Raw genomic sequence first — 25,487 nt, forward strand, 5'->3', positions numbered from 1 at the left:
CTCTCCTATCATTCTAGCGAAAAAGAAAATAAAAACCACAATTGTGACCTAATTTTATAATTTAATTGCAATAATAATGATCATAATTACAATTAAAAGCGCTAAGATCCCAAAAACTAAATAACGTCATAAACGGGCTTTTTTCTTTGGAACGATTTCTTTTAATAATTCTTTTTCTAAATCAATTGCATTTTCATTATAAAAAGAATTTTGTTCTTTCTTCATATTTATTATTTTAATATCTTTATCTTTAACATCACGAATAATTGAAAATTCTTCATCAATTAATATTGTTTCTTCTAATAAGTTTGTTCGTGATTGTTTTGCTTTTTGTAATTCAGATTTATTAACTAATTGTTTTGCTACTTCTTTCTTTTTTGAAAAAACTAGTTTTCTTCTTCATAAATCACATCCTTACCAACCACATATGTTGTTATATTTTTTTTAATTATAACATCAATAATTTCTGTTCACATTAAATTCTTTTCTTGAAATTCTGCTTGTTTTAAACGTGGTTTTGTAACAGGATTCTTTGGAACAAATAAACTACAACAATCTTCAAACGGTAAAATTGATGTTTGATAAGTATCAATTTGTTTTGCAATATCAATAATTTCATTTTTATCAAAACACAATACTGGCCGCAAAATCGGCAATGTAGAAACATCATTGATTGTATTAATACTTTCAATTGTTTGAGAAGCAACTTGTCCTAATGATTCTCCAGTAATAATTGCCTGACATTTTAAATCTTTAGCTAATAAATTAGCAATACGATAAAACATTCTTCGCATAATAATAATTCGATAACTAGCATCAGGAATATGCATTAATTCATGTTGTAACATTGAAAAATTAACCACATGCAATCGTTGCTGATTTTGACCAGCGTAATAATTTAATTTTTGAACTAAAGTTTTAACCTTTTGTAATGCTTTTTCTGTCGTATGTGGCGGTGTCGCAAAATGTAAATATTCAATATTCATTCCCCGTTTCATTGTTAAAAAAGCTGCAACTGGTGAATCAATTCCTCCTGATAACATTACTAATCCTCGCCCAGATATTCCAACTGGTAAACCACCAATTGTTTTAATCTTATTAACAAAAACATATGTAAATGTTCGGCGTACTTCAATATCAATTTGCAAAACTGATTGATGAACATCAACTTTAACCTTTGTTTGTTGTAATATTTTTGGTGCTAATTGTTGCTTAATTTCCGTTGATGTCAGTGGAAAAGTCTTATCATTTCGGCGCACTTCTAATTTAAAAGTTGCTGGTTGATAATAATTTACGATATTAATTGCACAATTAGCAATCTCTGATAAATCACAAGCAACTTTTTTGGCTAATGATAACGATGAAGAACCAAAAACATTTTTAACAATGTTAACAATTTCCATACTAACCGTTGCATCTAATAGTTCAATAAATAAACGATCAAATTCTTTTTTAATTTGATATTGATTTTCATATCCTGTTAATTTTGTTTTAATATTATTAACTAAAACTCTTGTAAAATAATTACGATTTTTCCCTTTGGTTGTTAATTCTCCATAACGAATTAATATTACATCAAAATTCATTTTATACTCCATTTTCTATATTTTTCCTTGTTCTTCATGAATAATTTTTAACGCTAAAAATAATGAGTCATCATAATCACCATCGCGATAAGCAATCTGAGCATTACGTAACTGGTCATCAACATCATCATTTGTTAAAATAAATTTTTGTGCATAAACTAATGTTTCTTGTGATAATAAATCTAATAAAATATTATTTTTAATTTTTTCAAACAATTTTAAAACTTCTGTTTTCAAACGATTTAGTTTACCTGTTACTTCATCAACTTCACTAGGATTATTAACATCAAATGATATTCGTTTAATTTTTTCCAAGGATTGTCGATAATCACTAATTGCTTTTTCATATTTTGTTAATAATTTTTTATATTGTAATTGATTTAAGCGGACTTCAGCTTGTAACAAAACCACTTCTAACAAATGAATTGTTTTTCGAATTTCAGTTTCTGCAAAATTACGCTTTTCAATAATCTTTACAACATTTTCTAATGCTTCTTGAGTTACAACAGCATTTTCTAATAAATGTACTAATTCTTGATTAAAATTAACATAATCGCGACCATTACGATTAATTTCTAAGACTAAGCGGTTAGTATCATGTGTTAAATTTTTTGTTTTTCCCATTGCTTCACGATAAATGCCTTCTTCATGTGCCGTTAATGTTGATGAACTACGTAATGCCTCAATTTGTCGAGAAATTGCATTAAAACTCCGTTCAATTTTATTAATATAATCTATTACAACTTGATAATATTTTTTAAAACATGAAATAATTGCTTTTTGGTGTTCAATACTTTGATCAAAATAACTAATTTGATTAATAATTTCAATTGTTTTCTTGGTTGCTTTTTTATATTGCAAGTTATCAATATATTTAGAAATTAAAATTTTAGTTTTATCAGTCTTTTGAATTAATTCATCAAAACTATACTTTAATAAATCACGACTACTTTCATCTTTATTAAAAAGAACATATTTATCTTTTAATAAAGAAAGTTTATTTGGAACCACTTTTGTTAACAAGGTTTTAATTTGTGGAATATTGTCTAAAATTTCAGCAAAAATAGTTAAGGAAGTAGTAATATTGGATAAAATTTGTTCTGTTTTAACAAAATCACCCGCTGTTAAATAATCTTCAAATTCATCAAACATACTTTCAATATTTCGTTCAAAATCACTAATTTTTTTAGAATCTAAAGATACATTCATTTGCAATTTAACTGCATCTTCTAACAAAAAATTAAACATTTTCTTATGTGCCAAAATATAATCTCGTTGTAATAATTCAATTCGCAATTGACTGTTAATTTCATCTAATAACCGACGAGCTTCTTCTTCCAATAAAGTTAATTCTTTTAACAACGGAATAATTTTTTGTACTGCTACTTTCGGCATTTTCTTGGATGTTGTTTTATTAATTTGATATAATTTACGAAATACTTCTAAACAACTTATTAATTTTTTCTCATAAATAATTTCATACTTTGTTCGTCAGATAATCAAGTCTTTTGCATAGCGATTATTATAACGAGCAATTTCAGAAATCCGAAAAATTTTATGTTTTAACGGTAATCGTTTTAAAATATCAAATTTTTGTAAAACTTTAATTTCAATTGTTTTTAAATAACGCTTTTGCCCTCAGAACACTAATGTTATTATTAATAGTAACAAGCAGACAAAAAATAAAATTAATAATATTAATTTAATTGGATTATTAATAATATTTTCCATTTTGCCTAGCCCCCAATCATTACTATATATCAATTGAATTATAGCACTTGCAAAAGATATTACATTAAAAATTAGAAAAAAATATTGAATTATCCTTGATTTTATTATACAATATTTTCTAGACAATACAGAGAAGCAGCAGAATTGCATAGTAATGTTCTTAGTTTTTTATTAATTAAGATTTAATGTTAAAGTAACCCTAGCTGTTCGGGCGAAGCAAAAAATTTCCTTTATTAGAGCAATTCAATGAATTTTTTTGTATGTCATAATGATATATAGGAGGTTTTTTTAATGGCACGTTATCGTGGAAGTATATTTAAAAAAGCAAGAAGATATGGTTTTAGTATCTTAGAAAACGACAAAGAGTTTTCAAAAGGGAAAAAAAGAACAACACCACCTGGTCAACATGGACAACGTCGTTCAAAATTATCAAATTATGGATTACAATTACATGAAAAACAAAAAGTTTGTTATATGTATGGTTTAACAGAACGTCAATTCCGTAACACTTACAGTAAATCAAAAAAAATGAAAGGGATTGCCGGAACAAACTTCTTAATTATGTTAGAATCACGTTTAGATAACATCCTGCATCGTATGGGACTATCACAAACAAGAGCAGGAGCTCGTCAATTAGTAAATCATGCTCATATTCTTGTTAATGGAAAGAAAGTTGATATTCCATCGTATAATTGTAAACCTGGTGATGTGATTAGTGTAAAAGAAAGTTCACAAAAAAATGTTAAGATTTTAGAAAGTTTAGATAGTCAAGTTAGTACATTAGAATTTGTTAAATTTGATAAAACTAAAATGACAGGAACATATGTTCGTTTCCCTCTTCGTGAAGAACTAAATAGTAATATTAATGAAGCACTAATTGTTGAATGATACAACCGTTTAGTTTAAAAAACATCTCTTTTGAGATGTTTTTTTTATTTATTAAAGTTTTACATATTAGCTTGTTGCTCCTAGTTTTTTCAATCTTTTATAGATTTGTTTATTTTTATCATTACTTCACAAACCATATTTAGTATTAAAAGATTTTAGTAAAGCATAATCAAAATTAAGATTTACTAGTTGTTTGATGCATTTAAAATAATCATTTTTAAGTGGCAAAATAATTTCTGTCACTTTTTGTTTTCAAGCTTGTTTATAAACAATTCCACTATAAATATCATTTAATTCAGGAACAATATAATTATAGATTCCGCCTACCCCACAGGTTTCACCCGGATTTTGGGCTGGATTTGGATATTCAACAATTTTAATATGTAAAACTAAATATTCTAATAAATTGCAATAGACTAAATGATCAGCTTTTTGATAATCAAATGGATTTTTCTTTGCATATGTCGCAGTTGATAACATAATTGCTTTTTCTTCATCAATATGATGAATATATAAGCCTTCATTTCCCCGCGTGATTTCACTTGTCTTTTTAGTATAACCAAAATCAGAAAAGTAATCTTTTGCAACTGGCCCATATTTTTTTAATAAATAATTAACTCATTCAGCATATGACTGTGATAATAATTGTTCAATTTCAGTGATAGAGCATACTCCCAATCTTGAAATTAAGAGCGTGTTTTAATTATTATCTATTTAGTAAATAGTACTTATAAAGTGTATCACTCAAAAAAGTTTTAATAAAAAACTATTTTGAATAATTACTAGGTCCAATTTTTTTCACTGATATTGTTATACTTCTGCTAAAAAAGTATTTCTTTGAACAAAAAAGGTTTTTGTTAAAATTATTAAATTTTCTTTCAATTCATTTTTAACTAAGATTAATTCCTCGTGTTTGTAATAATCCAGCAGCTCCTTTATTAACTACAACACTAACATCTTGATGCATTTGCAAAGCTGTACAAGGTCATAACTTACTAATTTTACCTTCAACTAGTTGCTTAACCGCGTGTGCTTTTTTTACCATTAGCAATTAAAATAATTTTTTTTGCATTTAAAATTGATTTAATGCCCATTGACACTGCTTGCTGGGAACATCACCTGGTGAAGTAAAAAACGAGCATTAGCTTCAATTGTTGAAGGAACTAAATCAACAACACCTGTTAAAGAATTAAAATCTGCTGGTGGTTCATTAAAACCAACATGCCCATTAGTACCAAGACCTAATAATTGTAAGTCAATTCCCCCTGCTTTTGCAATTAAATTATCATATTCTTTCGCATAAGCAATATAATCACCTGTCCCTAATGGTACATAAGTATGCTTTTTATTAATATTTAAGTGATTAAATAATTTTTCATTCATAAAGTAACGATAACTTTGTGGATGGCTTGGTTCTAAACCAATGTATTCATCTAAGTTAAAAGTTGTTACTTTATTACAGTCTGTCTTATTTTTTTATAATCTTCAATAATATATTGATAAGTTGTTTCTGGTGATGAACCAGTTGCTAAACCAAAAACAACTTTTGGATTTTGCTGCACATAATTTACAAAAATTTGTCCAACAACTTTCCCAATTGCATTTTTATCTTTAACAATAATTAATTTCATTTTTTATTCCTCCCTATTGTTTTATAATTTATTAAAACAAATTTCTATTTTTGTGTTAAATGATGTTGTGAATAAGCAATTTCACCTTCACATAAGGTCATTAAAACTTTTAAGTCAGCATCTAACACAACTAAATCTGCTAATTTACCAACAGCGATTAAACCAGTCGTTGAATAAATTCCTAATTGTTTAGCAATATTAGTACTAGTAACTAATGCTAAATCTTGGAATGAACAATTAGTAAACTGCTGAAAATTACGAACACAATAATCATAGGTTGCAACTGACCCCGCAATTGTAGTTGCGCCTTTAATGACAACTTATTGTCCAGTTTTAACAACTGGCAATGGCCCAAATTGATATTCACCATCAGGTAATCCTTTTGCAAGCATTGCATCAGTTACTAAGCAAATTCCTTTTGCTCCTTTAATTTTATAAGTTAAATTAATGATGTTTGGATTAATATGAATTCCATCACTAATTAATTCACATAAAATTTCATCAAAATTTAATGCAGCAGGAACAACACCAGGCTGACGATGATCATATTTGCTCATAGCATTATATAAGTGTGTTACATGGTGGACTCCCATTGCTATTCGTTTTGCGACTAAATCATATGTTGCATTTGAATGTCCAATTGATGGTAAAATTTGATGTTCTAATAAAAACTTTGTAAAAGTACCATTTTCTTCTCCAGGCGCATATGTGACAATCCGAATGTTATTACTTGAAGCTTCTATTCATTTTTCTAACAGGTGAATGTTTGGTTCTTGTAATAATGTTTCATCATGTGCACCTTTAAAATTATGGAAAATAAAAGGTCCTTCTAAATGGGCACCAATTTGTCGTGCTTGCGGGCCCTTATTATAATTTTTCATATAATCTTGATATACCGTTAAAATTTTTGTTAAAGTATCATCACTGCCAGTAATAATTGCTTGGCAATATTTGGCAATTCCTTCTTGTGGTACTGCTTGATCAAATTTTTAAAAACTAGCAATTGTGCCTTTTTCAGTATCTTCACCATATCCACCATGCACATGACAGTCAATAAAACCAGGCATAATAATTGCTTGTTGTAAATCATAACCTCTTTGGTCAGTATGACCTGCTGTAATTTTAATAATTTTATTATCTTTAATTTCAATTCAACCATTTGAAATTACTTCTTCTTCACAAATTATTTTCGCATTTTTTAAAATCATTTTGTCTCTCTCATCTTTCTATCTTAAAACTTAAAATTTAGTGGTAGTTTTTTAAGATCAAAGATAACTTTCTTATGCCCCAAGTAACGAAAAAGCAATGCTAAAATTAACATATGATTATTTTCCCGAATCAAATAAGTTTGCTTTCCAACCGTAATTTTAACACCAATATCAATAAATTCAACATTTGAAATATCTGTTAAATTAAATTGAACTACTTTCTTATTATTATTCTTATCTAAACCATCAATAATAAACCGCTTATTAGTAATTAATAGAACACCCTTACAAAAAAACTTAATATCTTTATGGGTTGTAAAAAGATGAATATTAATAGAATTATTTTTAAAATGGCACTTTTCCTTTGGTTGTAAATCAAATGCCACTGGTAAAACTTTTAAGGGACGTCATAATGTAAAATTAACTTCTTCAACATTATAAATAAACTCTTGTTCACGACCAGTTAGCACTAAATCTAATTTCCGTTGATATTTATAAAACCGATGAATAAAATCTTGGGTATAAGCAAAATTTTTTAAAATTCAACGTTTAAAAATTCAATATTTAAAATTACGGAAATTCTTAGTTCCCATCTTTTTCTGATAACGGTCTAAGACAAAGCGTGGTTATATTTAAAATTGTCTTCATTTAACGCAAACTTTCACTCTTCACGTTTTAAATAAAAGGTTATATCTTTTGTCAATCTTGAAAACATTCCCATCACCTTTATTAATTATATAACAAAAATAAAAAACTCTAAACTAATCTACGATTAATTTAGAGTCTAGGGTTATTTTTAACTAAATTCAATGGTGGTTCAGGACAGAATTGAACTGCCGACACTTTGAGCTTCAATCAAATGCTCTACCAACTGAGCTACTGAACCACGATTGGCGGTCTTGACGGGACTTGAACCCGCGATCTCCTCTGTGACAGAGAGGCATGATAACCACTTCACTACAAGACCATTGGTTGCGGGGGCAGGACTTGAACCTGCGACCTTTGGGTTATGAGCCCAACGAGCTACCACTGCTCCACCCCACAATTTTAATACTATCATAACTTAACTTTTAATTGCAAGTTTTTTTAAAAAATGGCGGAAGATGAGGGATTCGAACCCCCGCGCGGATTTCACCGCCTGTCGGTTTTCAAGACCGATCCCTTCAACCAGACTTGGGTAATCTTCCAAAAAATGCTTGGAAAGCAACTAAATAATAAATGGTGGACCCTACTGGACTTGAACCAGTGACCATCCGGTTATGAGCCGGATGCTCTAACCAACTGAGCTAAGGGTCCATGGAAGCGAGAAAGAGACTTGAACTCTTGACCTCTCGGGTATGAGCCGAGCGCTCTAACCAGCTGAGCTATCCCGCCATATCAAGTTTAATTGCTTTACTAAAGTTAATGGTGGACCCGAACGGGATCGAACCGTTGACCCCCTGCGTGCAAGGCAGGTGCTCTCCCAGCTGAGCTACGGGCCCAAAATAGTATAAAAAATGGTCGGAAAGACAGGATTCGAACCTGCGACCCCTCGGTCCCAAACCGAGTGCTCTACCAAGCTAAGCTACTTTCCGAAAAAAATAACATTTAAATAAATGGCGCGCCCAGAAGGATTTGAACCCTCAACCTTTTGATCCGTAGTCAAACGATCTATCCAATTGATCTATGGGCGCATAAGAAATAAAGCAGTATTTAAATGTTGAGCAGATTTAAATGGAGGCACTAGTCGGATTCGAACCGACGATCGGGGAGTTGCAGTCCCATGCCTTAGCCACCTTGGCTATAGTGCCATAAAATCTAAACCCCTACTATATTATCATATTCATAATTCATTTCAAGATAAATAAATAAAAAACTTAAATTCATTCTATTATTTTTATTTATTCTACAGCAATTAAAAACTGGTATAATGTTTGATCACCATCAATAAATTCATATTCAACATCAAAACTTTCATCTAAATATTTTCGAATTGCATTAATATCGAGTGTTTCTGCTTCTTCACCAGCAAAAATTGTAACAATTTCTGTTGATTTTGTAATTGCTCGGCCAAACAAGTATTTCATTGTTTGTGATAAGGTTGGAAATGAACAAATAATTTTTTTATTAATAATTCCCATATATTCTCCTTTGTTAATTTTAACACCATCAATTGAAGTTGTTTTTGCTGAAACAGTAATTGACAAACTTGTCACATTTTTAAGACTTGCTTTTAATGTTGAATAAATCTTTTTCGGTGTCTCTCCCGGTTCAAATGATAAAGCTGCTACCATTCCTTCTTGAATTGATGTTGTTGGCACAACATAGACATTGGACTTACGTTCAACTTTTGCTGCTTGTTGCGCTGCTAAAATTGCGTTACTATTGTTTGGTAAAATAAAGACATCAACCGCATCAACTGCTTCAATTGCACTTAAATAATCATCCGTTGATGGATTCATTGATGCTCCACCATTAACTGTAAATTGAATATTTAAATCAGTTTTGAAAAAATTAGCAATGCCATTTGATGGTGTGACAGCAATAATAGCGGCCGGATTTTTCAATTGCCGATCAATTTTAATTGTTTTAACATGTTTGGCTGCTTGTAAATTCATATTTTCAATTTTAATATTCTTAAACTCACCATGTTGTTGTAAAAAAGTTAAAATATAACCAGGAAGTAAAGTATGGACATGAACTTTTAAAATATCATTATCAACAACTGCAACAATTGATTTTCCACCTTGATCTTCTAATGTTTGGCGAATTTGCATTACATTAATTTTATTAATATGCTTATGATCTAACATTACAATTGCTTCAGTACAATAACCAAATTCTTCATTTTGTAAATCCATAACAACATTTTCACCAGTATTTTCAACCTGTTTTTTTCGTTGTGGCACAATTTTTCCTGTTTTTCAATATTCTGTAATGCCTTCAAATATTTTTACTAAACCAAAACCACCTGAATCAACAACACCAACTTCTTTTAAAACTGGCAGTAACTCCGGAGTATGATTCAATGACTCAGTTGCAAAATCAACAATATTTTGGAATAACTCTGGAACAGGAATTTCTTTTTCTAATGTTGAAACATGTTCCGCAGTTTCACGAATTACAGTTAAAATTGTTCCTTCAACCGGTTTCATTACCGCTTTATAAGCAACCTCATTTGCTTGTGAAATTCCTGCTTTAACTGAATCAAAATTTAATTCATCAAATTCTTTTAAACCATTGGCAAAACCACGAAAGATCTGTGACAAAATAACACCTGAATTACCACGAGCTCCCATAATTAAGCCACGTGCAAAAACATCAGCAACCTTACTAATTGACTCCGAATTGAGTTCATTAATTTCCTTAACAGCATTAGTCATCGTTAAATTCATATTTGTTCCCGTATCGCCATCAGGAACTGGAAAAACATTTAATTTATCAATTTCTGGATAAAAATTATATAAATTATTATAACCGCTGATCAGTGAATCTTTAAAAGATTTTGCATTAAATTCCATTTCTATCACCTTTACATTTTTCATCAATTAATTTCCCTTTTTTAGTTCTCCTAAGTGATATAACTGTAAATCTTGCATCATTCAAATATCTCATTTTAATAAATTTCCTACCTAAATTAATAAGTCTTGAATATTTACATTCACATAAATCATAATATCGTTCGAATAAATATCCAGTTTTTCTAATTCATATTTAATCCTAATTTGTATTTCTCGGGCAATATCTTTAATATTTACTCCTTTTAGCAAAATAATAAAGATATCTATATAAAAATTACGACCATCTTGTCTCAATTTAATTGACTGTGGGTAATCTTTAAGTAGCATTATCACATTATCTTCATTATTTTCAGTATCATCAACCTTTGCGAATCCAGCGACCCCAGGAACTGTAATTACTGCTGCATGAACTAAATCTGCAATTTTAGCTACATTAATTTTTTCAATCATAAAAATCACCACTAAACTAAATTAACATTATTAATTTTAATACATTCATTAATATCCTCTCAAGAAAATCCATGTTGTACTCTTAAAGAAGCTATTGCATGAGCAATACTATGGTTTAATGATTCTTGATTACGTTTTCCTCCAATTGTATTATCAAATGATAAAGTTTGAGTAAAAGAATAATGATTATTCCCTTGTTCACTTGTTTTTTGTACTGTCATTTCAATCATAACATTTTCCCTCCTAGATGTAATCTTACTATAAATTAAAGTTAATTACCACCTTTTAAAATTCAATCATTAAGTAAAATATTTACTAAATACTAAGTAACTAAACAATTTTCAATTATAAAATAACTTACGATATTATAAAAAATATTATTTTTTAATAAAATGAGTTATTATATTAAGTAGTGTATGACTATTTTAATTAGTAAATAACGTTACTGTACAATAAAAAAGGTGTAAACATATTAACAAAATAAAATTTTTATTTATTTTAGATAAAGTGGATAGTGATTTTAAAAGATTTTAACAAGTTAGAAAATAAATATCTTAAAATAATAAAAAAAGATAAAAATCTAAAAGAAACAATAAATTTAGAAGAATTATCAGATATTAAAAATGTTGCAAATGAATTATATAAAGAAGTAATTTTTCCTCATTTTCAACATAAAAATGAAGAAATTATTCCAAATGGAAAAGAAATTATTGAAACAATTTGTGGTACTTATCAAAATTTAAGAACTAAACTTAATAACTTTGTATTAAATACAGACAAAGCAATAATTGATGCACAAAAAATACCCAATGATATTTAACTAAATCAAAAATAAATCCAATTGCAAAACCACCACGTTTAAAATTATCTAATCAAGAATTATTAAATTTAGAATCACAAACAGGACCAAGTACGATTCAAGCACAAGACAATCAAAAAAGCAAACCACCTGTTCCTCCCAAACCACATTTAACAGATTTACAAAAAAAGAGTATTATTACAATTAACAAACAAGTAAAAAATATGAATTAACAAGAAAATCAACCAGAACAGGTAACACAAGTTGAAGAAAATTCAAGATAAGATAAAGATAGATAACACTCTTAACAATAGTTTTATCCATTTTTTAATTTAAATTTAGCAAAAACTAAAGGTTTTTATAAAAATTATACTCACCCAAATTATATTTATACTTGCTTTTAATTTAAAAATTAGTTATTATTTTATTGTATGTAGATATAAAGGAGTGAAATTATGGCAAGAAAATGTGAAATTACTGGTAAAAGCGCTTTACAAGGAAACAAACGTTCACACGCGTTAAATGCAACTCGTCGTAAATGAAATGTTAATTTACAAAAAGTAAGCATTATTGTTGATGGTGAAGTTAAAACATTACGTGTTGCAACAAGAACTTTAAAAGCATTAAAGCGTAAAGGTCAAATTGCGCAATAAATAAAGTTCAAGGACACAGTCACAAAATAATAAAAAAGAAAGCATAAATTTTAAAATTTATGCTTTTTTTCTCTAAAATACGATAAAATTTAAAGGTACAAATGCCCATGTGGCGGAATTGGCAGACGCAGTAGACTCAAAATCTACCGAAGAAATTCGTATCGGTTCGAGCCCGATCATGGGTACCAAATTTTAAAGCAAAAAATAATCGGTTTTTAAAACCGATTTTTATTTACTATAAATTGCAACAACTTGTCCTGTTAAAACATCAATATTCCCGACTGACGTAAGAAATTCATTACTAACTGCATTAAGCGATAATTCTGACAATTTTAATTGGTTAACATTATATTTTAAATTACTAATTGTCACAGTTGCTGCTTGCAAACTAAATAATGAAAAATAACGATAACCTGCCTTTTGATAAACTTCATTCATTCCTGGTTTTAATAAATAAGCATAAGTATTATCATTCATAAAAATAATATTATAGCGATAAATAAAGTTAAAACAACTTAACTCCATATCAAAGCGATTACCTTGTGCAATAAAAATAATTTCTTGTGGTTTTAATTTTAACGCTTCTTGTAAGGCTAATTCACCATCAATATAATCTTTAATTTGGGAAACTATTAATAACTCTTTTGCTTTACTAGTAATTAGTTTTGCTTCTGTTGTTGTTAAACTATCTTGGTCACAACAAAAAAGATCAAAAGTATCAAAAGTTTTAATTAAATCTAAGGCACCTCGTTCCACACCAATTTTATAATAATCTTGATACTGCTGTAAATCTAAATTTGTTTCTGAACAAACAATTAAAACTTTATTTGCTTTCATCTGCTAATAATCCTTTCAACCTTGCTGCTAAATCAACATGGCCAAATAAATAACTACCCGCTACTAACACATCAACCCCATATTGTTTACAAAGGGTTGCAGTTTCAGCATTAATTCCCCCATCAACTTCAATTAGTGTTTTGCCATTATTTTGATCAAGATAATGTCGTAAAATTTTAATCTTTGCTGCTGCTGCTGGAATAAAAGCTTGACCACCAAAACCAGGTTCTACTGTCATTACTAAGACTAAGTCAAGACAATTTAAATACGGGTAAATAATTTCAACTGGAGTTGATGGTTTAATTGCTAACCCAATTTTTATGTTTAATTTTGTTCGTAAACTTAAAAATTCAGTTAATTGTGGTTCAATTAATGCTTCATAATGCAAAGTAATTGCTGATGCACCTGCTTTAATAAAGGGCAGCAAGTAATTTTCAACACTACTATTTTTAATTTTAACCATTAAGTGACAATCAAGATATAAATCGCTATAACTAGTAATATCAGCTAAAATCTTTGAACCAAAAGTTAAATTTGGTACAAAATCACCATCCATTACATCAAAATGAATTCATTGAGCACCTGCTTTCTTAATTGCTGCTAACTCTTCTTGTAGGATTAAATAATTTGCACTTAAAACACTTGGTGCAACAAAATATTTTTTCATCATTACCTCTTTCTATTGTTTTTGCATAATGCAAACATAATCATTATAAAAAAATTGTGGAATAACATCTGCTTGAACTAATGCTTTTATTTTGCAATGTGGCTCATGTAAATGCAAGCAAGTTCGAAACTTACATTCATTAGCATATTGATTAAATAAATGATAAGAGCGGGCTAATCCTCCTTTTTTATAATCTCTTAAATCAAATGTTGAAAAACCTGGTGTATCAGCAATCATTCCATCTAATAACTCATATAATGCACTAGCCGTCGTTGTATGTTTACCGCGGCCTAATGCTTTAGAAATTTCTTGCGTTTTAATTATCTCTGCTTGTAATAGCGTATTTAGAGTTGATGTTTTCCCACTACCAGTTTGCCCAGTTAACACTGTGATTTTATTCTGAAAAAGTTGTTCAAATTGTTGTCATACTTTTTTATCATCTTTTTTATTACTAATAAAATAAACTTCATAACCTAACTTTGGATATCAGTTAAAATATTTTTGATAAAGTTCATCTGTTTTCACTAAATCTTTTTTAGTAAAAACAATAACTGGTTTTAAACTTTTGTATTCAATAAATACTAAATATTTATTTAATAAATATGAATTAAAAGCCGGTTCTGCCATTGCTGTAATAATAATAACTTGATCAACATTAGCAATTCGTGGCCGGTATAATTCATTTTTACGCGGTTCAATTTGATAAATAATTCCTTGCTTGTCATTTTGAATTTCAAATTGAACATAATCACCAACAACTGGTTTAATTTCTTGATGACGAAATAATCCTTTTGCTTTGCAAGCATAAATTTGATGGTCAATATCATTTTTAACATAACAAAACTCGCTAACAATGCAAATAATCATTCCTGTTTCATGCATATTATTCTACCCTGGTAAAAACAAGCAAAGACAAACTAAGGCAATAATGAAACAAACTAGTAAGAAACTAAATCATCAAGCAACCTTAATTCTTAAAAATCATGGATAAGAATAATACCGATCATAAATCTTACACTGCTTACCTTTTACTTCAAACATATTTGATAACTTTAAAGGTTTTTCCGAGCGATGTTCTGATGTTTCAATTGCTTGTAAACTAGTATTAAAATCTACTACTGTCTGAAACCGCTCACTTGGATCTTTCGCAATTGCTTTTAAAATAACATTTTCTAAACTTTGTGGAATTAAGGGATTTACTAACCGTGGTCGTAGTGGCAATTCTTTAACATGTTTAACTGCAACAAAAGTTGGATTTTTTCCAACAAAAGGAGCCATCCCAACAGCTAACTCATATAACATAATGCCTAAAGCATAAATATCACTGCGTTTTGTTGCTGGTTTTGATTGGTGGACAATTTCTGGTGCCATATATTTTGATGTTCCAATGATTTTGCCACATTCTAAATCTTCACTATTTTCTAAAATTGCAACCCCAAAATCAGCAACCTTGATTTTACCATCATATGAAATCAAAATATTTTCTGGTTTAATATCACGATGAATAATATCATTATGATGAGCTTCCGTAATAGCTAAATTAATTTCATCAAAAAAATATAATAATTCTTTAACAGTGCAAGGACCTAATGTTAGTAAACGATCTTTCAAAGTATAACCTTTAACTAATTCCAAAACTAAACAATGACGATCATACGCCTGAAATGAACCATAAACTTTAACCACATTATTATGGAAAAACTGCGCAATTGAATTATATTCTTTATTAAAACGTTCTACTGCTTCTTTATTTTTTGATAATGTTAATGTCATAATTTTAATTGCAACATGCCGCTTTAATAACATATCATATCCTTCAAAAACTTCAGCCATACCACCATCTGCAATTTTAGCTAAAACCTGATAACGATTGTGTAACACTGTTCCAATTGTGATTTGTTCCATTTTCTGCACCCTTTTACCTTATTATTTTAACTTGTAAACATCATAACACAAAAAACTAAAAAGAAAAAAAACAACAAATAAAAATAACAGTGCTTTAATCTGTTATTTCAAAAACAATTCCGGTTAAATTATCAGTTGATAGATTTTCTAATGCCCGATCAATTAAAATTTTAACCTTATCGTTTAATTTATTTGCTGATTTTAATGTTTCAATTAAATCAATTTTATCAACATAATCATGAATTCCATCGGTGGTTAATAAATACTGTCCTTTAATATCTTCAATAACATAAGTATCAATTTTTAAATTCTTTGTTGGTCCTAAAGCACTTGTTAATACTTTTCAAAAAGTATGCATATTATATTGTTTTTTATATTGACCTTGAAATTCTAATTCTTGTTTTTCTCGATATTCTGTTGAATTTTCCATATTTTGGTCAGTAGTAATTTGATAAATTTTATCATGATGTAATTTATATAACCGTGAATCACCAATATTAATAACATATACTTTTCCATTAGCAATTAAGGCAGCAACAACTGTTGTTCCCATATCACTTGTATCAGGATAAATTTGAGCATAAGTAACCATTTCCTGTTGAATTGCTAAAATTGTTTGACGAAACCATTTATTAATTTCTTCATCGGACAAATGATTAAAATTTGTCCGTTTAAAATGTTCCACCAAACTATCAACAGCCATTTTACTGGCAACTTCGCCATGTTGATGACCACCCATCCCATCACAAACAATGGCAATATAATTGTTAAAACTATTATTGGCAAAATCAAAGTAATCTTGATTACTACTACGATAAGCACCAATATCAGTTTTGTATCCAAACCGTATTTGCATAATTATTTTCTAATAATCCCTTCATTTTTAGCTTGTAATTGACCACAAGCAGCATCAATATCGTGCCCAAATTCACGACGAACAATACAATTAATTTTTTGCTATTATAAAGTTTAAAAAAATTGATTAATTTTTGTACTGCGTTGACACCCATTTTCTGCAACTGTATTATAAGGAATTAAATTAACATAAGCATTTAATCCTTGAATTAACTTTGCTAATTCTAATGCTGTTTCACGACTATCATTAACATCCTCAATTAAAATATACTGAAAAGTAACACGCCGATTAGTTAACTCAATATAATAACGAACTGTATCCATTAATTTTTCTACTGAATAAGCTTTATTAATTGGCATTAATTGATTACGAATCGTATTATTTGGAGCATGTAATGAAATTGCTAAATTAACTTGGGTCTTTAATTCTGCAAATTGTTTAATTTTTGGAACTAACCCACAAGTAGAAATTGTAATATGGCGCGCACCAATTTCATAACCTTTTGAGTCATTAATAATGATGACAAACTTAAGCGTATTATCAAAATTATCAAATGGTTCGCCAATTCCCATTACAACAACATGGCTTACACGTTCATTTGTTGTTGCTAAATAACGATTAACCATCATAACTTGTTGAACAATTTCGGCATTTGATAAATTCTGGGTTTTTTAAATAGTCCTGAGGCACAAAAAGTGCACGCCATATTACAATCAACTTGTGTTGTAACACAAACAGAATTACCATAACTTTGAGGCATTAAAACTGTTTCAATTTTATAACCATCTGCTAACTGAAACAAAAACTTTACTGTTCCATCTTTTGACTGTTGTTGAACAACAATTTTTAATGGCTCAATCGTATAGTATTCTTGTAATTTATTACGATCAGTTTTAGAAATATTTGTCATTTCATCAAAAGAATATATGTTTTTGACATATATTCAATCAAAGATTTGCTCTGCTAAATACTTCTTAAAACCATGCGCAACTAAATCTAATTGTAATTCCTCTTTTGGATATCCAAAAATTGATGTCATTATTTTCCACTCCATTTTTATATATTATAATTTTATCACAAAATAGCATTTGTTAAAATAGACAAAAAAACATTAATTAAAAAATTAATGTTTTTTTGATATCTATTTAATTTTAACCCTGTTTTGAATTTAAATTCGCTGTCTCTTTATTATTACGCATTTCAGCTAATAATTCACGCATATACGGTTTAATTACTTCTTGTTCTCCACCATAAATAATTTGAACCGATTGACCACGAATAAGCATTCCGGTGCTGCCACCTAATCCTTTAATTCCATCTTGATTGACAAGTTTACTATCAACAACTGTAATTCGTAAACGTGATGCACATGAGTCAACTGCCATAATATTATCAGCACCACCTAAAAATTCAATAATTTTACGTGCTCTTTCTCTTTTTGCCGCATCACCCTTTGCTGGTGCTGATGAAGTTGTTTCATTAGTACTTTTTTTGCTTTAAAATCAGCTTTAGTATATAGTTTTGTGATACCATCACGACCAGGAATTTGAACTTTCCCATATTTAATTGCGAAGTAGAAAGCTGCAAAATAAATTCCAATATATGTAATTCCAACTGCAAAAATTTAATAGAAGTTTGTTCCTTTACCACCAACAAATGGAATAATACCAAAGACAATAAAGTCAATAAATCCACCTGAAACGGTCATTGATGTATGCACATGTAATAATCCCATTAACATAAATGAAATTGCACATAAAGGCATATGAACACCATAAAATAACCATGGTGCTACAAATAAGAAAGTAAATTCAATTGGTTCTGTAATTCCTGTTAAGAAGCAAGTAAAGGCTGCTGAAAAGTAAATTCCCATTACTTGTTTTCGATTTTCTTTTGGAACACTAAAGTACATTCCTGCTGCTGCTGATAATCCAAACATTATAAATGGGAACTTCCCAGTTTGGAATCGTCCTAAATTTAACTCCATATGTTGAACCATTGTAAAGGTAATTTTTGGATTAGCAATAACTTTATACATAATTGTTTAATCACCAACTGCTGCTATTGTTGAAGCATTTAGTTCTGATACTCAACTAGTAATTGCTGCTTGTGCTGCTCTAACTGTAATTGTACTTAAATCAATATTAGCATCAATATAACCCCAGCTCCTTGTAAATCTTTAAGGAAAGCCATATAACTTAAAGGGTCTTTTGAAACATTAGCGATTAAATCTGCCATACTTCCCCCCGGCTTGTGTTCATCATAATGGTGAATAGAACACATGATGTAAGCCAAATGGCACTAATGATCGCTCAAAAATCTCAAAGATTAAAGAATCTAACCCTACTGGTAATTTTCCTAAGTTATTTTCAAATCATGCTAGTCCAGTTTCAATTAATGGTCAAATAATCATAAAAATAAAAGCTAATGGAATTACTGCCATAAACATAATAATTGGAACTAATTTTGTCCCACTAAAAAAACTCAACGCTGAAGGTAATTGTGTTTTATGAAAACGATTATAAGCGAAAGCCGCAATCGCTCCAACAAAAATCCTTCCAAAAACACCAGTATTTAATGAATTAATTCCTAAATTAGAAGTTAATAATTTATTTTGAACTGCTCATGTTTGACCAGTGTAAAATAACAAGTTAAATTGATCAGTTACTCGTGCTGAACTAACAATTGTGACAGTAACATTCCCTTTCACTAATTCTTTATAAATATCATTGGTTCTCATTTATTCCAATAATTGTTCACCCGTTAGTAAAGTTGGACTGGCTGATGTTAAACCTTCAACAGTTAATCCCATAATTGGTGAAGCACCCCTCTCAATATTAACAACATATTGAATATGAGCATATGCCTCATTTAATAATGACAACTGAATTGCATTAAAAACTAAAAACCCGACCACTGAAGTCAATGCTGCTACTCCAGCATCCTCCGTATAGGCCATTGCAACAGAAATACAAAATAATACTGGCAAATTGCCAAAGGTAATATCTCCCATTTTATTTAAAAAATTTCCAAAGTATCAAGCTGCTGAAGCAGGATCAACTTTTGATGAAATAGTCGCATCAACTCCTAAGAAGATTCCAGCAATTGTTAACAACGCAATTGGTAATAAAAATGCTTTACTTAATTTACTTAAAGTCCCCATTGTCCTTTGATTTGATTGTTTTCATCAAGCCTTTGACATAAAAGGTTTAAGCTTGGCTTTCTCACTCATTTTTGATTTCTCCTTTTAAAATAATAAATTAATATTTCCTAAATAATTATATAATTTAACTAACTTAAAGTTAGGTTAATTACTACAAAGCAAAGTTTTTTCTTTTTTTAAAATAATGATAATTTTATAAAACCAATAAAAAAAGCGGAAATACTAATAACATAATAAAAAAAAGAACTATATAACGCAATATTACGTTTAATATAATTTCATAAATCTAAATTTTTATTATTTTTAGCATAATAATCTCCGCTATTAGCTAATCGTTTCTTTTGGAAAATTCAATTAATTAACAATATTGTCCCCACGATAATTCCAAAAATTAAAATTGATAAATAGGTAATATGTTGTGGCGATAAACTTAACATCATTGTCTTTTTTTACTCTTTCTATTAAAATAACTTGCTTACATTTGGATTTTTATATAAATTTTCATTATTTTATAATTACATTATAGAATAATTTTATTGAAAAATATTCATAATTTGCATTTTTTATTAAATTAACAAATTATTTTCCACTTTATTATTCGTATAATATGTTGTAAAATAGAATTAGTTAATATTATGAAAATAACTTTCATGGTACGGTTGATGAAAGCAGTTTCTATGTTGTCTCTGTTAACATATAATAAAAATACTTTTCAAATTTTAATATCTGATATCATTTTTCGAAGTTTATTAAAAATTCATCCAAATTTAGAAAATAAGATTAAGGCGGCTAACGCAATTACCGAAGACTACAATCAAAGTGCTAATAAAAATAAAGACTCTTAATTAAAAGAGTCTTTATTTTGTTCATTTTCAAACATCTCTTTTGTATAGTTAAAAACACTACCATACTTTTGAAGAATATCAGTTACTGCTAAATCAGCTTTAATTTTTCCTGCAGATAAATAGATAACCCGCTCACAAAAACGTTCAATTTCTTCCATATTGTCTGATACGAGCAACATTGCTCGTTGATTAATAATATTTTGTTCTAAAAATTGAAAAATAGTTTCTTTAACTGCAATATCTAAGCCAGTTGAAACTTCATCCAAAATTAGTAATTGTGGCTGATGAATAACTGACAATAAAATGTTTAATCGCTGTTGCTGACCTCCTAATAATTTAACAATCTTTTTTTAGCAACTTCTGTTAACTGATAAGTGCTAATTAATTGTTTAATTTCATCCTGCTGGAAAGATAACTGAAATACTTTACAATAATATTTAATCATATCCATTATTGTTGACCCAGGTGGATATTGGGAATTTTGAAACTGCATTCCAGTGGTTAAATTTGGTTAATAAATAATTTCATCATTATTAGGCTTTCGCACACCAGCAATAATCTCGCTTAATGTTGTTTTACCACTTCCATTAGCACCAATTAAACCAATTTTTTCATGTTGATGGATTATATTAACATCTTTTTAAAAAAATTTTTAATGGTATTTTTTGCTAATAGCTTTGGCTTCTAAGATAATTGCCATAAAATCCTCCTACTTTAAAGTAAATTTTTCCTTATTTTACCATTAAGGAAAAGATTTTCATTTTAACTTTATCGTAAATAAAGCGTAATTTGCCAAACTATACCATTTTCAAGAAAAAAGATTTCATTTTATACTCTCCAAAGAAGTATTATAATTGATCTTAGGAAAGTAAAATTCTCAATTCCAACAATTTTTGGTATCATAAATATTCATTAACAAGATTTAAAAAGATATATTTTGGGCATAAACCATAATTGTAACAGCAATGAACAATATGACATAAAATAAAAAAATGATATTATTAAATATCATTTTTTTATTTAAAAGTACTAATTTTGATTTGTTGTTTTAAACTTTCCACTAACAATTTGTCAGCAATCCCTTGACTAAATGCTGTCGCTGATCCAGCACAAATACCAGTTAACATTGCTTCTTGATAATCATCTGTTGCTAAATATGCTCCAACAAATCCAGCAACCATTGAATCACCAGCGCCAACTGAATTAATTAATTGTCCTGTTGCAGTATTACCAACATAAACATTTGTTGGAGTAATTAAAATGCTCCCATCCTTACCACTACTAATTAAAACATTCTGTGCCCCTTGTTCTTGCAATCTTTTTCCTAAAGCAACAATTTCTGCTTTTTGAGTAAATTGGTAATTTGTTTCAAATAGTTCATTTAATTCCGCTAAATTTGGTTTAATTAAGAATGGTTTAGCTGATAAAGTTGATAATAAAACATCCTTTGTTGCATCAACAACAAGTAAGATTTCATTTTCTTCACAGTAAGTACTAATTGTTTGATATAAATCAGATAGACAATTGCGTGGTAATGAACCAGAAATAATTAAACAATCATTTTTGGTTAATTCTGTTTTAAGAATTGTTAACAATGCCATAACATCATCAGCACTAACAGAAAAAGCAAGACCATTTAATTCTGTTTCTTGTTTTATTTCTAAACTTTTAATTTTTATATTAGTTCGGTTTTTGCCATTAACTTCATGAAAACAAGCACCAACCTTTTGCTCTATCAAATAATGTTTAAACATTTCCATATTATCACGCCCCAAAAAGCCTAATGCTGTAGTTGAATATCCTAAATGTTGCAACATTACGGCAACATTAATTCCTTTGCCACCAATTACCTCATACTCACTAATCGCTTTATTAGTTTCTCCTACCTGGAAATTAGAGACTTCAATAACTTGGTCAATTGCGGGATTTAATGTTAATGTATAAATCATTTTTTCGTACTCCTTCCCTTTTTATTTTAGTATTATAAAAACCCAATGAGTTGGGTTTTTACTTTTTAAATTAAATTGCTAAAGTAATTTTATTGTTTTTAACATCATGCATTCTTCAAAATCCAAGAATCAAGGCACTAATAAAGCTTCCAATAATTAGTGCAATAACTGAAATTAAGACTGCTACTCCAATTGAAGCACCATGATTAGCAATACTAAATCAATTTTTACCATTATCTTGAATTTGCAATAGCGGAAAGACAAAAACCCCTCCGTGCGGTGCTGCTAAGGTTACACCAAAACCACTAACAATTGTGCTAGTAATAGCACTTCCAGCCATAATTGATGGAATTGTTCGTTTTGGGTCAGCAGCAGCAAATGGAATTGCCCCTTCGGTAATAAAACATGCGGCTAAGAAATAGTTAGTATTTCCTTGCTCAACATCTTTTTTTGTTCAATATTTTTTAAACATTCTTGTACATAGGGCTAATGCTAATGGTGGTACCATTCCTGCTAACATTGCACAAGCCATAAAGACTGTTCCCCCATTCGTTGAGCGAATTCCTTCATAAGCTGTTTGTGTAGCATCAATTGTTAAGGTTCCAAACACATAGGCAGCTTTATTAATTGGTCCACCCATATCAGCAGCCATCATTAAACCAATAATAATTCCAATTAAAGCATTTAAATTATAATCAGCAATTGCTTTTAAACCTAAACTTAAACCGTAGTTTAAATATCCTAGTGGGATATTTAAACCAAACATTAAGACTCCTGCTGCTAAAGCTGTTAGAACAGGGATTAATACAATATCACGAACTCCTCGTAGTGATGGGTGGAACCGAGCAAATCCTTTTTGACATCCATATACAGCAAAGGCAACAAGATAAGCACCAATTAAGGCTCCAAAAAATCCTGAGTTAAAGTTTGAAATTGAATCAGGGAATAATCGCCCTCATGTATTTGCTCATCCCGTTTTATTTTCTGCATCATATAACATTCCAGGAGCATTAGCAATTAATCCTGCTGTCATTCCGGGTAATAATCCTTGTGATCCCACAATCGAGTAACATACATAAGCACCTAAAATTGGAACCATCATACCAAAGATTACTTTTCCTAATCCTGAAAATCATGCAGCAATATCACGAGTTACTCCAAAATCTTTTCCTGTTTTACCTGAATCTAATAAGAAACCAATTCCTAAAATAATTCCTCCAGCAACCACAAATGGTAACATTCGTGAAACTCCTCCTAAGAGGTTTTTTGTTACATCTTTAAAGTTTTTTAAACTTAATTCACCAACTTCATGGTTACCACCTTTGCCACCTTTGCCAATTGTTAAACGTTTACCATTCAAAGCATCTTGAATAACATTAGAGCCATGGTAAATAACATCTTTTGTACTTGTTTCTAAATATGAAACACCCTTAAAACGATCCATTCCCGTAATTTTTTTATCAATCCCAAGAATAATTGCTTTTGCATTAGCAATGTCGGTTGTTGTTAAAACATTTTCATTACCGCTACGCCCTTGCGTTTCAACTTTAATTGTTAAGCCCATTGTCTTTGCTGCTTCTTCCATTTTTTCTTTTGCCATATAAGTATGGGCAATTCCAGTTGGACAAGCTGTAATACCAATAACATCATAGTGACCATTGGTTTTCACTTTATCGTGGTTAGTAAATGGTTCAATAAATGCTTTAAGAATATCAGCAAAAGTTTTTGCCGCACGAATTTGGGTTACAACTTCATTTTTTCCTAAAAAACCAGCTAATTTTGCTAGTGCTTGTAAATGTTGCTCTCCTCCTTGTTCTGGCGTAGTAATCATAAAAATGATATCAACTGGTTTGTTATCTAAACTTTGTCAATCAACTGCCTTTTCTAATGTCATAATTGCAATTGATGGTTTAGTAACACTACTACTTGAACAGTGGGGAATTGCTAAACCATCACCAACCCCCGTTGGACCTTCTGTTTCACGTTTTTCTAAAGCTTTAATTAGCTTTGCTGAATCAGTAACTGTTTCATTGTTAACTAATGCTGTTGCTAATGTTGCAAAGACTTCAGCTTTATCTGTCGCAGAAGTTTTTAAAAAGGTTGTTGCTTCAGTAAAATAATCAATTATTTTCATATTTTTTTATCCTTTGATCCTTTCTATGAACTTGTAATAATTTCAACTTCCGAACGAGAAGCGAATTTTACTAATGATTTAATGTTAAATTTTGATGAATCAACAAGAATATAACTTTTTGTTGCTCGTTTAATAACCTCTGCTTTAATCATTGCTTCATCTGGGTCGGTCGTAGATAAATCCTGACCATTAATCCCATTCACGCTTTAAAAAGCACAATCAATTTGATATTTTTGTAAAGTCGTAATGGCTTCTCAACCAATATAATGCTCCTGTTTGGTGTTTATATTTTCCTCCCAAGACATAAACATTATTAAATCCTCCTAAAGCTAATAGTTCTACATGGAAGATTGAATTAGTAATAATTATTAAATCATCTGCTGTTTGTAATAACTTAATTAATGCTAAGGTTAATGAACCAACATCCAAATAAAGACACATTTTTGGTTTAATTTTTTTAACCGCATGGCGAGCAATTAAATATTTTTCTTTTGCATGCTGTTGGATTTTTTCATTTAATTGTTTTTCTATCCGAACCTCATAACTCTTTTGTAATTTAATACCACCATCATGGACTCGTTTTAATAACCCTTGTTGCTCCATTTCCGTTAAATCACGGCGTAATGTTGTTGGTGATAACTGCAATATCTTCTCACCAATTGTAATTATATATTATTTTTAACCA

35 protein-coding genes, 11 tRNA genes and 1 pseudogene are annotated in these 25,487 nt (G+C 29.4%); 5 read left to right on the top strand and 42 right to left on the bottom strand.

The annotated features are described in order from the left end of the window. Positions 1 to 54 precede the first annotated feature (54 nt). The 3 genes from ACZ91P_RS12085 to ACZ91P_RS12095 form a co-directional block, all read right to left on the bottom strand. Complete coding sequence (locus tag ACZ91P_RS12085; protein WP_465156476.1) at positions 55 to 225, bottom strand: hypothetical protein; 171 nt, start codon at positions 223 to 225, stop codon at positions 55 to 57. Between the two features lie 161 nt (positions 226 to 386). Continuing rightward, positions 387 to 1,586, bottom strand: coding sequence for a tRNA uracil 4-sulfurtransferase ThiI (gene thiI, locus ACZ91P_RS12090; protein ID WP_465156478.1), 1,200 nt, complete (start codon positions 1,584 to 1,586; stop codon positions 387 to 389). Between the two features lie 15 nt (positions 1,587 to 1,601). Continuing rightward, complete coding sequence (locus ACZ91P_RS12095) at positions 1,602 to 3,317, bottom strand: septation ring formation regulator EzrA (protein WP_465156480.1); 1,716 nt, start codon at positions 3,315 to 3,317, stop codon at positions 1,602 to 1,604. 291 nt (positions 3,318 to 3,608) lie between these two features. On the opposite strand from ACZ91P_RS12095, the gene rpsD reads away from it, so the two are divergent. Then, positions 3,609 to 4,223: a 30S ribosomal protein S4 gene (rpsD, locus tag ACZ91P_RS12100; protein ID WP_465156482.1), complete on the top strand. Its 615-nt coding sequence runs from the start codon at positions 3,609 to 3,611 to the stop codon at positions 4,221 to 4,223. A 48-nt stretch (positions 4,224 to 4,271) separates the two neighbouring features. On the opposite strand, the gene ACZ91P_RS12105 is transcribed toward rpsD, so the two are convergent. The 21 genes from ACZ91P_RS12105 to ACZ91P_RS12205 all read right to left on the bottom strand — a co-directional run bounded on the left by ACZ91P_RS12105 (position 4,272) and on the right by ACZ91P_RS12205 (position 11,224). Beyond that, a complete protein-coding gene (locus ACZ91P_RS12105; protein WP_465156484.1) occupies positions 4,272 to 4,883 on the bottom strand; it encodes a hypothetical protein in 612 nt (203 codons plus the stop codon). A gap of 211 nt (positions 4,884 to 5,094) precedes the next feature. Then, a complete protein-coding gene (locus ACZ91P_RS12110; RefSeq protein ID WP_465156486.1) occupies positions 5,095 to 5,256 on the bottom strand; it encodes a hypothetical protein in 162 nt (53 codons plus the stop codon). A gap of 32 nt (positions 5,257 to 5,288) precedes the next feature. Continuing rightward, on the bottom strand, positions 5,289 to 5,642 hold the full coding sequence (locus tag ACZ91P_RS12115) for a sugar phosphate isomerase family (RefSeq protein ID WP_465158996.1): 354 nt from the start codon (positions 5,640 to 5,642) through the stop codon (positions 5,289 to 5,291). Positions 5,643 to 5,653: 11 nt separating this feature from the next. Further along, positions 5,654 to 5,836, bottom strand: a complete 183-nt coding sequence (locus ACZ91P_RS12120; RefSeq protein ID WP_465156488.1) for a 6-phosphogluconolactonase — start codon at positions 5,834 to 5,836, stop codon at positions 5,654 to 5,656. 44 nt (positions 5,837 to 5,880) lie between these two features. Further along, positions 5,881 to 6,150: an amidohydrolase family protein gene (locus ACZ91P_RS12125; RefSeq protein ID WP_465158997.1), complete on the bottom strand. Its 270-nt coding sequence runs from the start codon at positions 6,148 to 6,150 to the stop codon at positions 5,881 to 5,883. A gap of 6 nt (positions 6,151 to 6,156) precedes the next feature. Next, entirely contained in the window at positions 6,157 to 6,717 is a 561-nt protein-coding gene (locus tag ACZ91P_RS12130; RefSeq protein ID WP_465156490.1) for a hypothetical protein, read from the bottom strand. A gap of 108 nt (positions 6,718 to 6,825) precedes the next feature. Then, on the bottom strand, positions 6,826 to 7,044 hold the full coding sequence (locus ACZ91P_RS12135) for a hypothetical protein (RefSeq protein ID WP_465156492.1): 219 nt from the start codon (positions 7,042 to 7,044) through the stop codon (positions 6,826 to 6,828). Between the two features lie 23 nt (positions 7,045 to 7,067). Further along, entirely contained in the window at positions 7,068 to 7,637 is a 570-nt protein-coding gene (locus ACZ91P_RS12140) for a hypothetical protein (protein WP_465156494.1), read from the bottom strand. A gap of 217 nt (positions 7,638 to 7,854) precedes the next feature. Further along, a tRNA-Phe gene (locus ACZ91P_RS12145) sits at positions 7,855 to 7,930 on the bottom strand. 5 nt (positions 7,931 to 7,935) lie between these two features. Next, positions 7,936 to 8,011 (bottom strand) — tRNA-Asp (locus tag ACZ91P_RS12150). Between the two features lie 2 nt (positions 8,012 to 8,013). Further along, a tRNA-Met gene (locus ACZ91P_RS12155) sits at positions 8,014 to 8,088 on the bottom strand. Positions 8,089 to 8,138: 50 nt separating this feature from the next. Further along, a tRNA-Ser gene (locus ACZ91P_RS12160) sits at positions 8,139 to 8,231 on the bottom strand. Positions 8,232 to 8,263: 32 nt separating this feature from the next. Continuing rightward, positions 8,264 to 8,340: transfer RNA gene (locus tag ACZ91P_RS12165), tRNA-Ile, on the bottom strand. Between the two features lies 1 nt (position 8,341). Beyond that, positions 8,342 to 8,418 (bottom strand) — tRNA-Met (locus ACZ91P_RS12170). A 31-nt stretch (positions 8,419 to 8,449) separates the two neighbouring features. After that, positions 8,450 to 8,525: transfer RNA gene (locus ACZ91P_RS12175), tRNA-Ala, on the bottom strand. A 16-nt stretch (positions 8,526 to 8,541) separates the two neighbouring features. Further along, a tRNA-Pro gene (locus tag ACZ91P_RS12180) sits at positions 8,542 to 8,618 on the bottom strand. Positions 8,619 to 8,640: 22 nt separating this feature from the next. Continuing rightward, a tRNA-Arg gene (locus ACZ91P_RS12185) sits at positions 8,641 to 8,717 on the bottom strand. A gap of 41 nt (positions 8,718 to 8,758) precedes the next feature. Beyond that, positions 8,759 to 8,834, bottom strand: a tRNA-Cys gene (locus ACZ91P_RS12190). A 90-nt stretch (positions 8,835 to 8,924) separates the two neighbouring features. Then, entirely contained in the window at positions 8,925 to 10,544 is a 1,620-nt protein-coding gene (locus tag ACZ91P_RS12195; protein WP_465158998.1) for a DAK2 domain-containing protein, read from the bottom strand. A gap of 111 nt (positions 10,545 to 10,655) precedes the next feature. Then, positions 10,656 to 10,994 carry an Asp23/Gls24 family envelope stress response protein gene (locus ACZ91P_RS12200; protein ID WP_465156496.1) on the bottom strand — a complete coding sequence of 113 codons (339 nt, stop codon included), beginning with the start codon at positions 10,992 to 10,994 and terminating at the stop codon, positions 10,656 to 10,658. Positions 10,995 to 11,005: 11 nt separating this feature from the next. Continuing rightward, on the bottom strand, positions 11,006 to 11,224 hold the full coding sequence (locus ACZ91P_RS12205) for a hypothetical protein (RefSeq protein ID WP_465156498.1): 219 nt from the start codon (positions 11,222 to 11,224) through the stop codon (positions 11,006 to 11,008). 284 nt (positions 11,225 to 11,508) lie between these two features. On the opposite strand from ACZ91P_RS12205, the gene ACZ91P_RS12210 reads away from it, so the two are divergent. The 3 genes from ACZ91P_RS12210 to ACZ91P_RS12220 all read left to right on the top strand — a co-directional run bounded on the left by ACZ91P_RS12210 (position 11,509) and on the right by ACZ91P_RS12220 (position 12,634). Then, on the top strand, positions 11,509 to 11,814 hold the full coding sequence (locus ACZ91P_RS12210; RefSeq protein WP_465156500.1) for a hypothetical protein: 306 nt from the start codon (positions 11,509 to 11,511) through the stop codon (positions 11,812 to 11,814). 434 nt (positions 11,815 to 12,248) lie between these two features. Beyond that, positions 12,249 to 12,446, top strand: a complete 198-nt coding sequence (rpmB, locus tag ACZ91P_RS12215) for a 50S ribosomal protein L28 (protein ID WP_465156502.1) — start codon at positions 12,249 to 12,251, stop codon at positions 12,444 to 12,446. A gap of 103 nt (positions 12,447 to 12,549) precedes the next feature. Then, positions 12,550 to 12,634: transfer RNA gene (locus ACZ91P_RS12220), tRNA-Leu, on the top strand. A gap of 40 nt (positions 12,635 to 12,674) precedes the next feature. Here ACZ91P_RS12220 and ACZ91P_RS12225 read toward each other — a convergent pair. The 11 genes and pseudogenes from ACZ91P_RS12225 to ACZ91P_RS12275 all read right to left on the bottom strand — a co-directional run bounded on the left by ACZ91P_RS12225 (position 12,675) and on the right by ACZ91P_RS12275 (position 20,314). Then, positions 12,675 to 13,283, bottom strand: a complete 609-nt coding sequence (locus tag ACZ91P_RS12225; protein ID WP_465156504.1) for a thiamine diphosphokinase — start codon at positions 13,281 to 13,283, stop codon at positions 12,675 to 12,677. Then, entirely contained in the window at positions 13,270 to 13,950 is a 681-nt protein-coding gene (rpe, locus tag ACZ91P_RS12230) for a ribulose-phosphate 3-epimerase (RefSeq protein ID WP_465156506.1), read from the bottom strand. The genes ACZ91P_RS12225 and rpe overlap by 14 nt, the downstream gene beginning before the upstream one ends. A 12-nt stretch (positions 13,951 to 13,962) precedes the next feature. Then, complete coding sequence (gene rsgA, locus ACZ91P_RS12235; protein WP_465156508.1) at positions 13,963 to 14,832, bottom strand: ribosome small subunit-dependent GTPase A; 870 nt, start codon at positions 14,830 to 14,832, stop codon at positions 13,963 to 13,965. A 6-nt stretch (positions 14,833 to 14,838) separates the two neighbouring features. After that, complete coding sequence (locus ACZ91P_RS12240) at positions 14,839 to 15,855, bottom strand: protein kinase domain-containing protein (RefSeq protein ID WP_465156510.1); 1,017 nt, start codon at positions 15,853 to 15,855, stop codon at positions 14,839 to 14,841. A gap of 94 nt (positions 15,856 to 15,949) precedes the next feature. Beyond that, entirely contained in the window at positions 15,950 to 16,711 is a 762-nt protein-coding gene (locus tag ACZ91P_RS12245; RefSeq protein ID WP_465156512.1) for a PP2C family protein-serine/threonine phosphatase, read from the bottom strand. A gap of 2 nt (positions 16,712 to 16,713) precedes the next feature. After that, a pseudogene (gene rlmN, locus ACZ91P_RS12250) lies at positions 16,714 to 17,750 on the bottom strand (dual-specificity RNA methyltransferase RlmN). A 112-nt stretch (positions 17,751 to 17,862) separates the two neighbouring features. Continuing rightward, positions 17,863 to 18,096 carry a hypothetical protein gene (locus tag ACZ91P_RS12255; RefSeq protein WP_465156514.1) on the bottom strand — a complete coding sequence of 78 codons (234 nt, stop codon included), beginning with the start codon at positions 18,094 to 18,096 and terminating at the stop codon, positions 17,863 to 17,865. Between the two features lie 239 nt (positions 18,097 to 18,335). After that, positions 18,336 to 18,749 (bottom strand): PTS transporter subunit EIIC, encoded by a 414-nt coding sequence (locus ACZ91P_RS12260; RefSeq protein WP_465156516.1) that lies wholly within the window; start codon positions 18,747 to 18,749, stop codon positions 18,336 to 18,338. Positions 18,750 to 18,929: 180 nt separating this feature from the next. Continuing rightward, positions 18,930 to 19,451, bottom strand: coding sequence for a PTS transporter subunit EIIC (locus ACZ91P_RS12265; RefSeq protein ID WP_465156518.1), 522 nt, complete (start codon positions 19,449 to 19,451; stop codon positions 18,930 to 18,932). Continuing rightward, positions 19,452 to 19,913: a PTS transporter subunit EIIC gene (locus ACZ91P_RS12270; protein WP_465156520.1), complete on the bottom strand. Its 462-nt coding sequence runs from the start codon at positions 19,911 to 19,913 to the stop codon at positions 19,452 to 19,454. It abuts the gene before it with no gap. Between the two features lie 137 nt (positions 19,914 to 20,050). Further along, the gene (locus ACZ91P_RS12275; protein ID WP_465156521.1) at positions 20,051 to 20,314 is read right to left on the bottom strand and encodes a hypothetical protein; all 264 of its coding nucleotides are present in this window, start codon (positions 20,312 to 20,314) and stop codon (positions 20,051 to 20,053) included. A gap of 240 nt (positions 20,315 to 20,554) precedes the next feature. Between ACZ91P_RS12275 and ACZ91P_RS12280 the strand changes: the two genes are divergently transcribed. Further along, positions 20,555 to 20,719 (top strand): hypothetical protein, encoded by a 165-nt coding sequence (locus ACZ91P_RS12280; protein ID WP_465156523.1) that lies wholly within the window; start codon positions 20,555 to 20,557, stop codon positions 20,717 to 20,719. Here the strand turns inward: ACZ91P_RS12280 and ACZ91P_RS12285 are convergent. From ACZ91P_RS12285 to ACZ91P_RS12315, 7 genes are all read right to left on the bottom strand, one after another. After that, positions 20,716 to 20,985: a hypothetical protein gene (locus ACZ91P_RS12285; RefSeq protein WP_465156525.1), complete on the bottom strand. Its 270-nt coding sequence runs from the start codon at positions 20,983 to 20,985 to the stop codon at positions 20,716 to 20,718. The two genes, ACZ91P_RS12280 and ACZ91P_RS12285, sit on opposite strands and share 4 nt — an antisense overlap. Before the next feature lie 62 nt (positions 20,986 to 21,047). Continuing rightward, positions 21,048 to 21,212 (bottom strand): hypothetical protein, encoded by a 165-nt coding sequence (locus tag ACZ91P_RS12290; protein WP_465156527.1) that lies wholly within the window; start codon positions 21,210 to 21,212, stop codon positions 21,048 to 21,050. Positions 21,213 to 21,230: 18 nt separating this feature from the next. Further along, positions 21,231 to 21,347, bottom strand: a complete 117-nt coding sequence (locus tag ACZ91P_RS12295) for an ATP-binding cassette domain-containing protein (RefSeq protein WP_465158999.1) — start codon at positions 21,345 to 21,347, stop codon at positions 21,231 to 21,233. A gap of 388 nt (positions 21,348 to 21,735) precedes the next feature. Then, positions 21,736 to 22,668, bottom strand: a complete 933-nt coding sequence (pfkB, locus tag ACZ91P_RS12300; protein WP_465156529.1) for a 1-phosphofructokinase — start codon at positions 22,666 to 22,668, stop codon at positions 21,736 to 21,738. 70 nt (positions 22,669 to 22,738) lie between these two features. After that, positions 22,739 to 24,802: a fructose-specific PTS transporter subunit EIIC gene (locus ACZ91P_RS12305; RefSeq protein ID WP_465156531.1), complete on the bottom strand. Its 2,064-nt coding sequence runs from the start codon at positions 24,800 to 24,802 to the stop codon at positions 22,739 to 22,741. A gap of 23 nt (positions 24,803 to 24,825) precedes the next feature. Beyond that, on the bottom strand, positions 24,826 to 24,954 hold the full coding sequence (locus tag ACZ91P_RS12310; RefSeq protein ID WP_465156533.1) for a hypothetical protein: 129 nt from the start codon (positions 24,952 to 24,954) through the stop codon (positions 24,826 to 24,828). A gap of 37 nt (positions 24,955 to 24,991) precedes the next feature. Further along, entirely contained in the window at positions 24,992 to 25,447 is a 456-nt protein-coding gene (locus ACZ91P_RS12315; protein WP_465156535.1) for a DeoR family transcriptional regulator, read from the bottom strand. Between the last annotated feature and the right edge of the window lie 40 nt (positions 25,448 to 25,487).

It is taken from the genome of Spiroplasma endosymbiont of Halictus nicosiae (genome assembly GCF_978018445.1).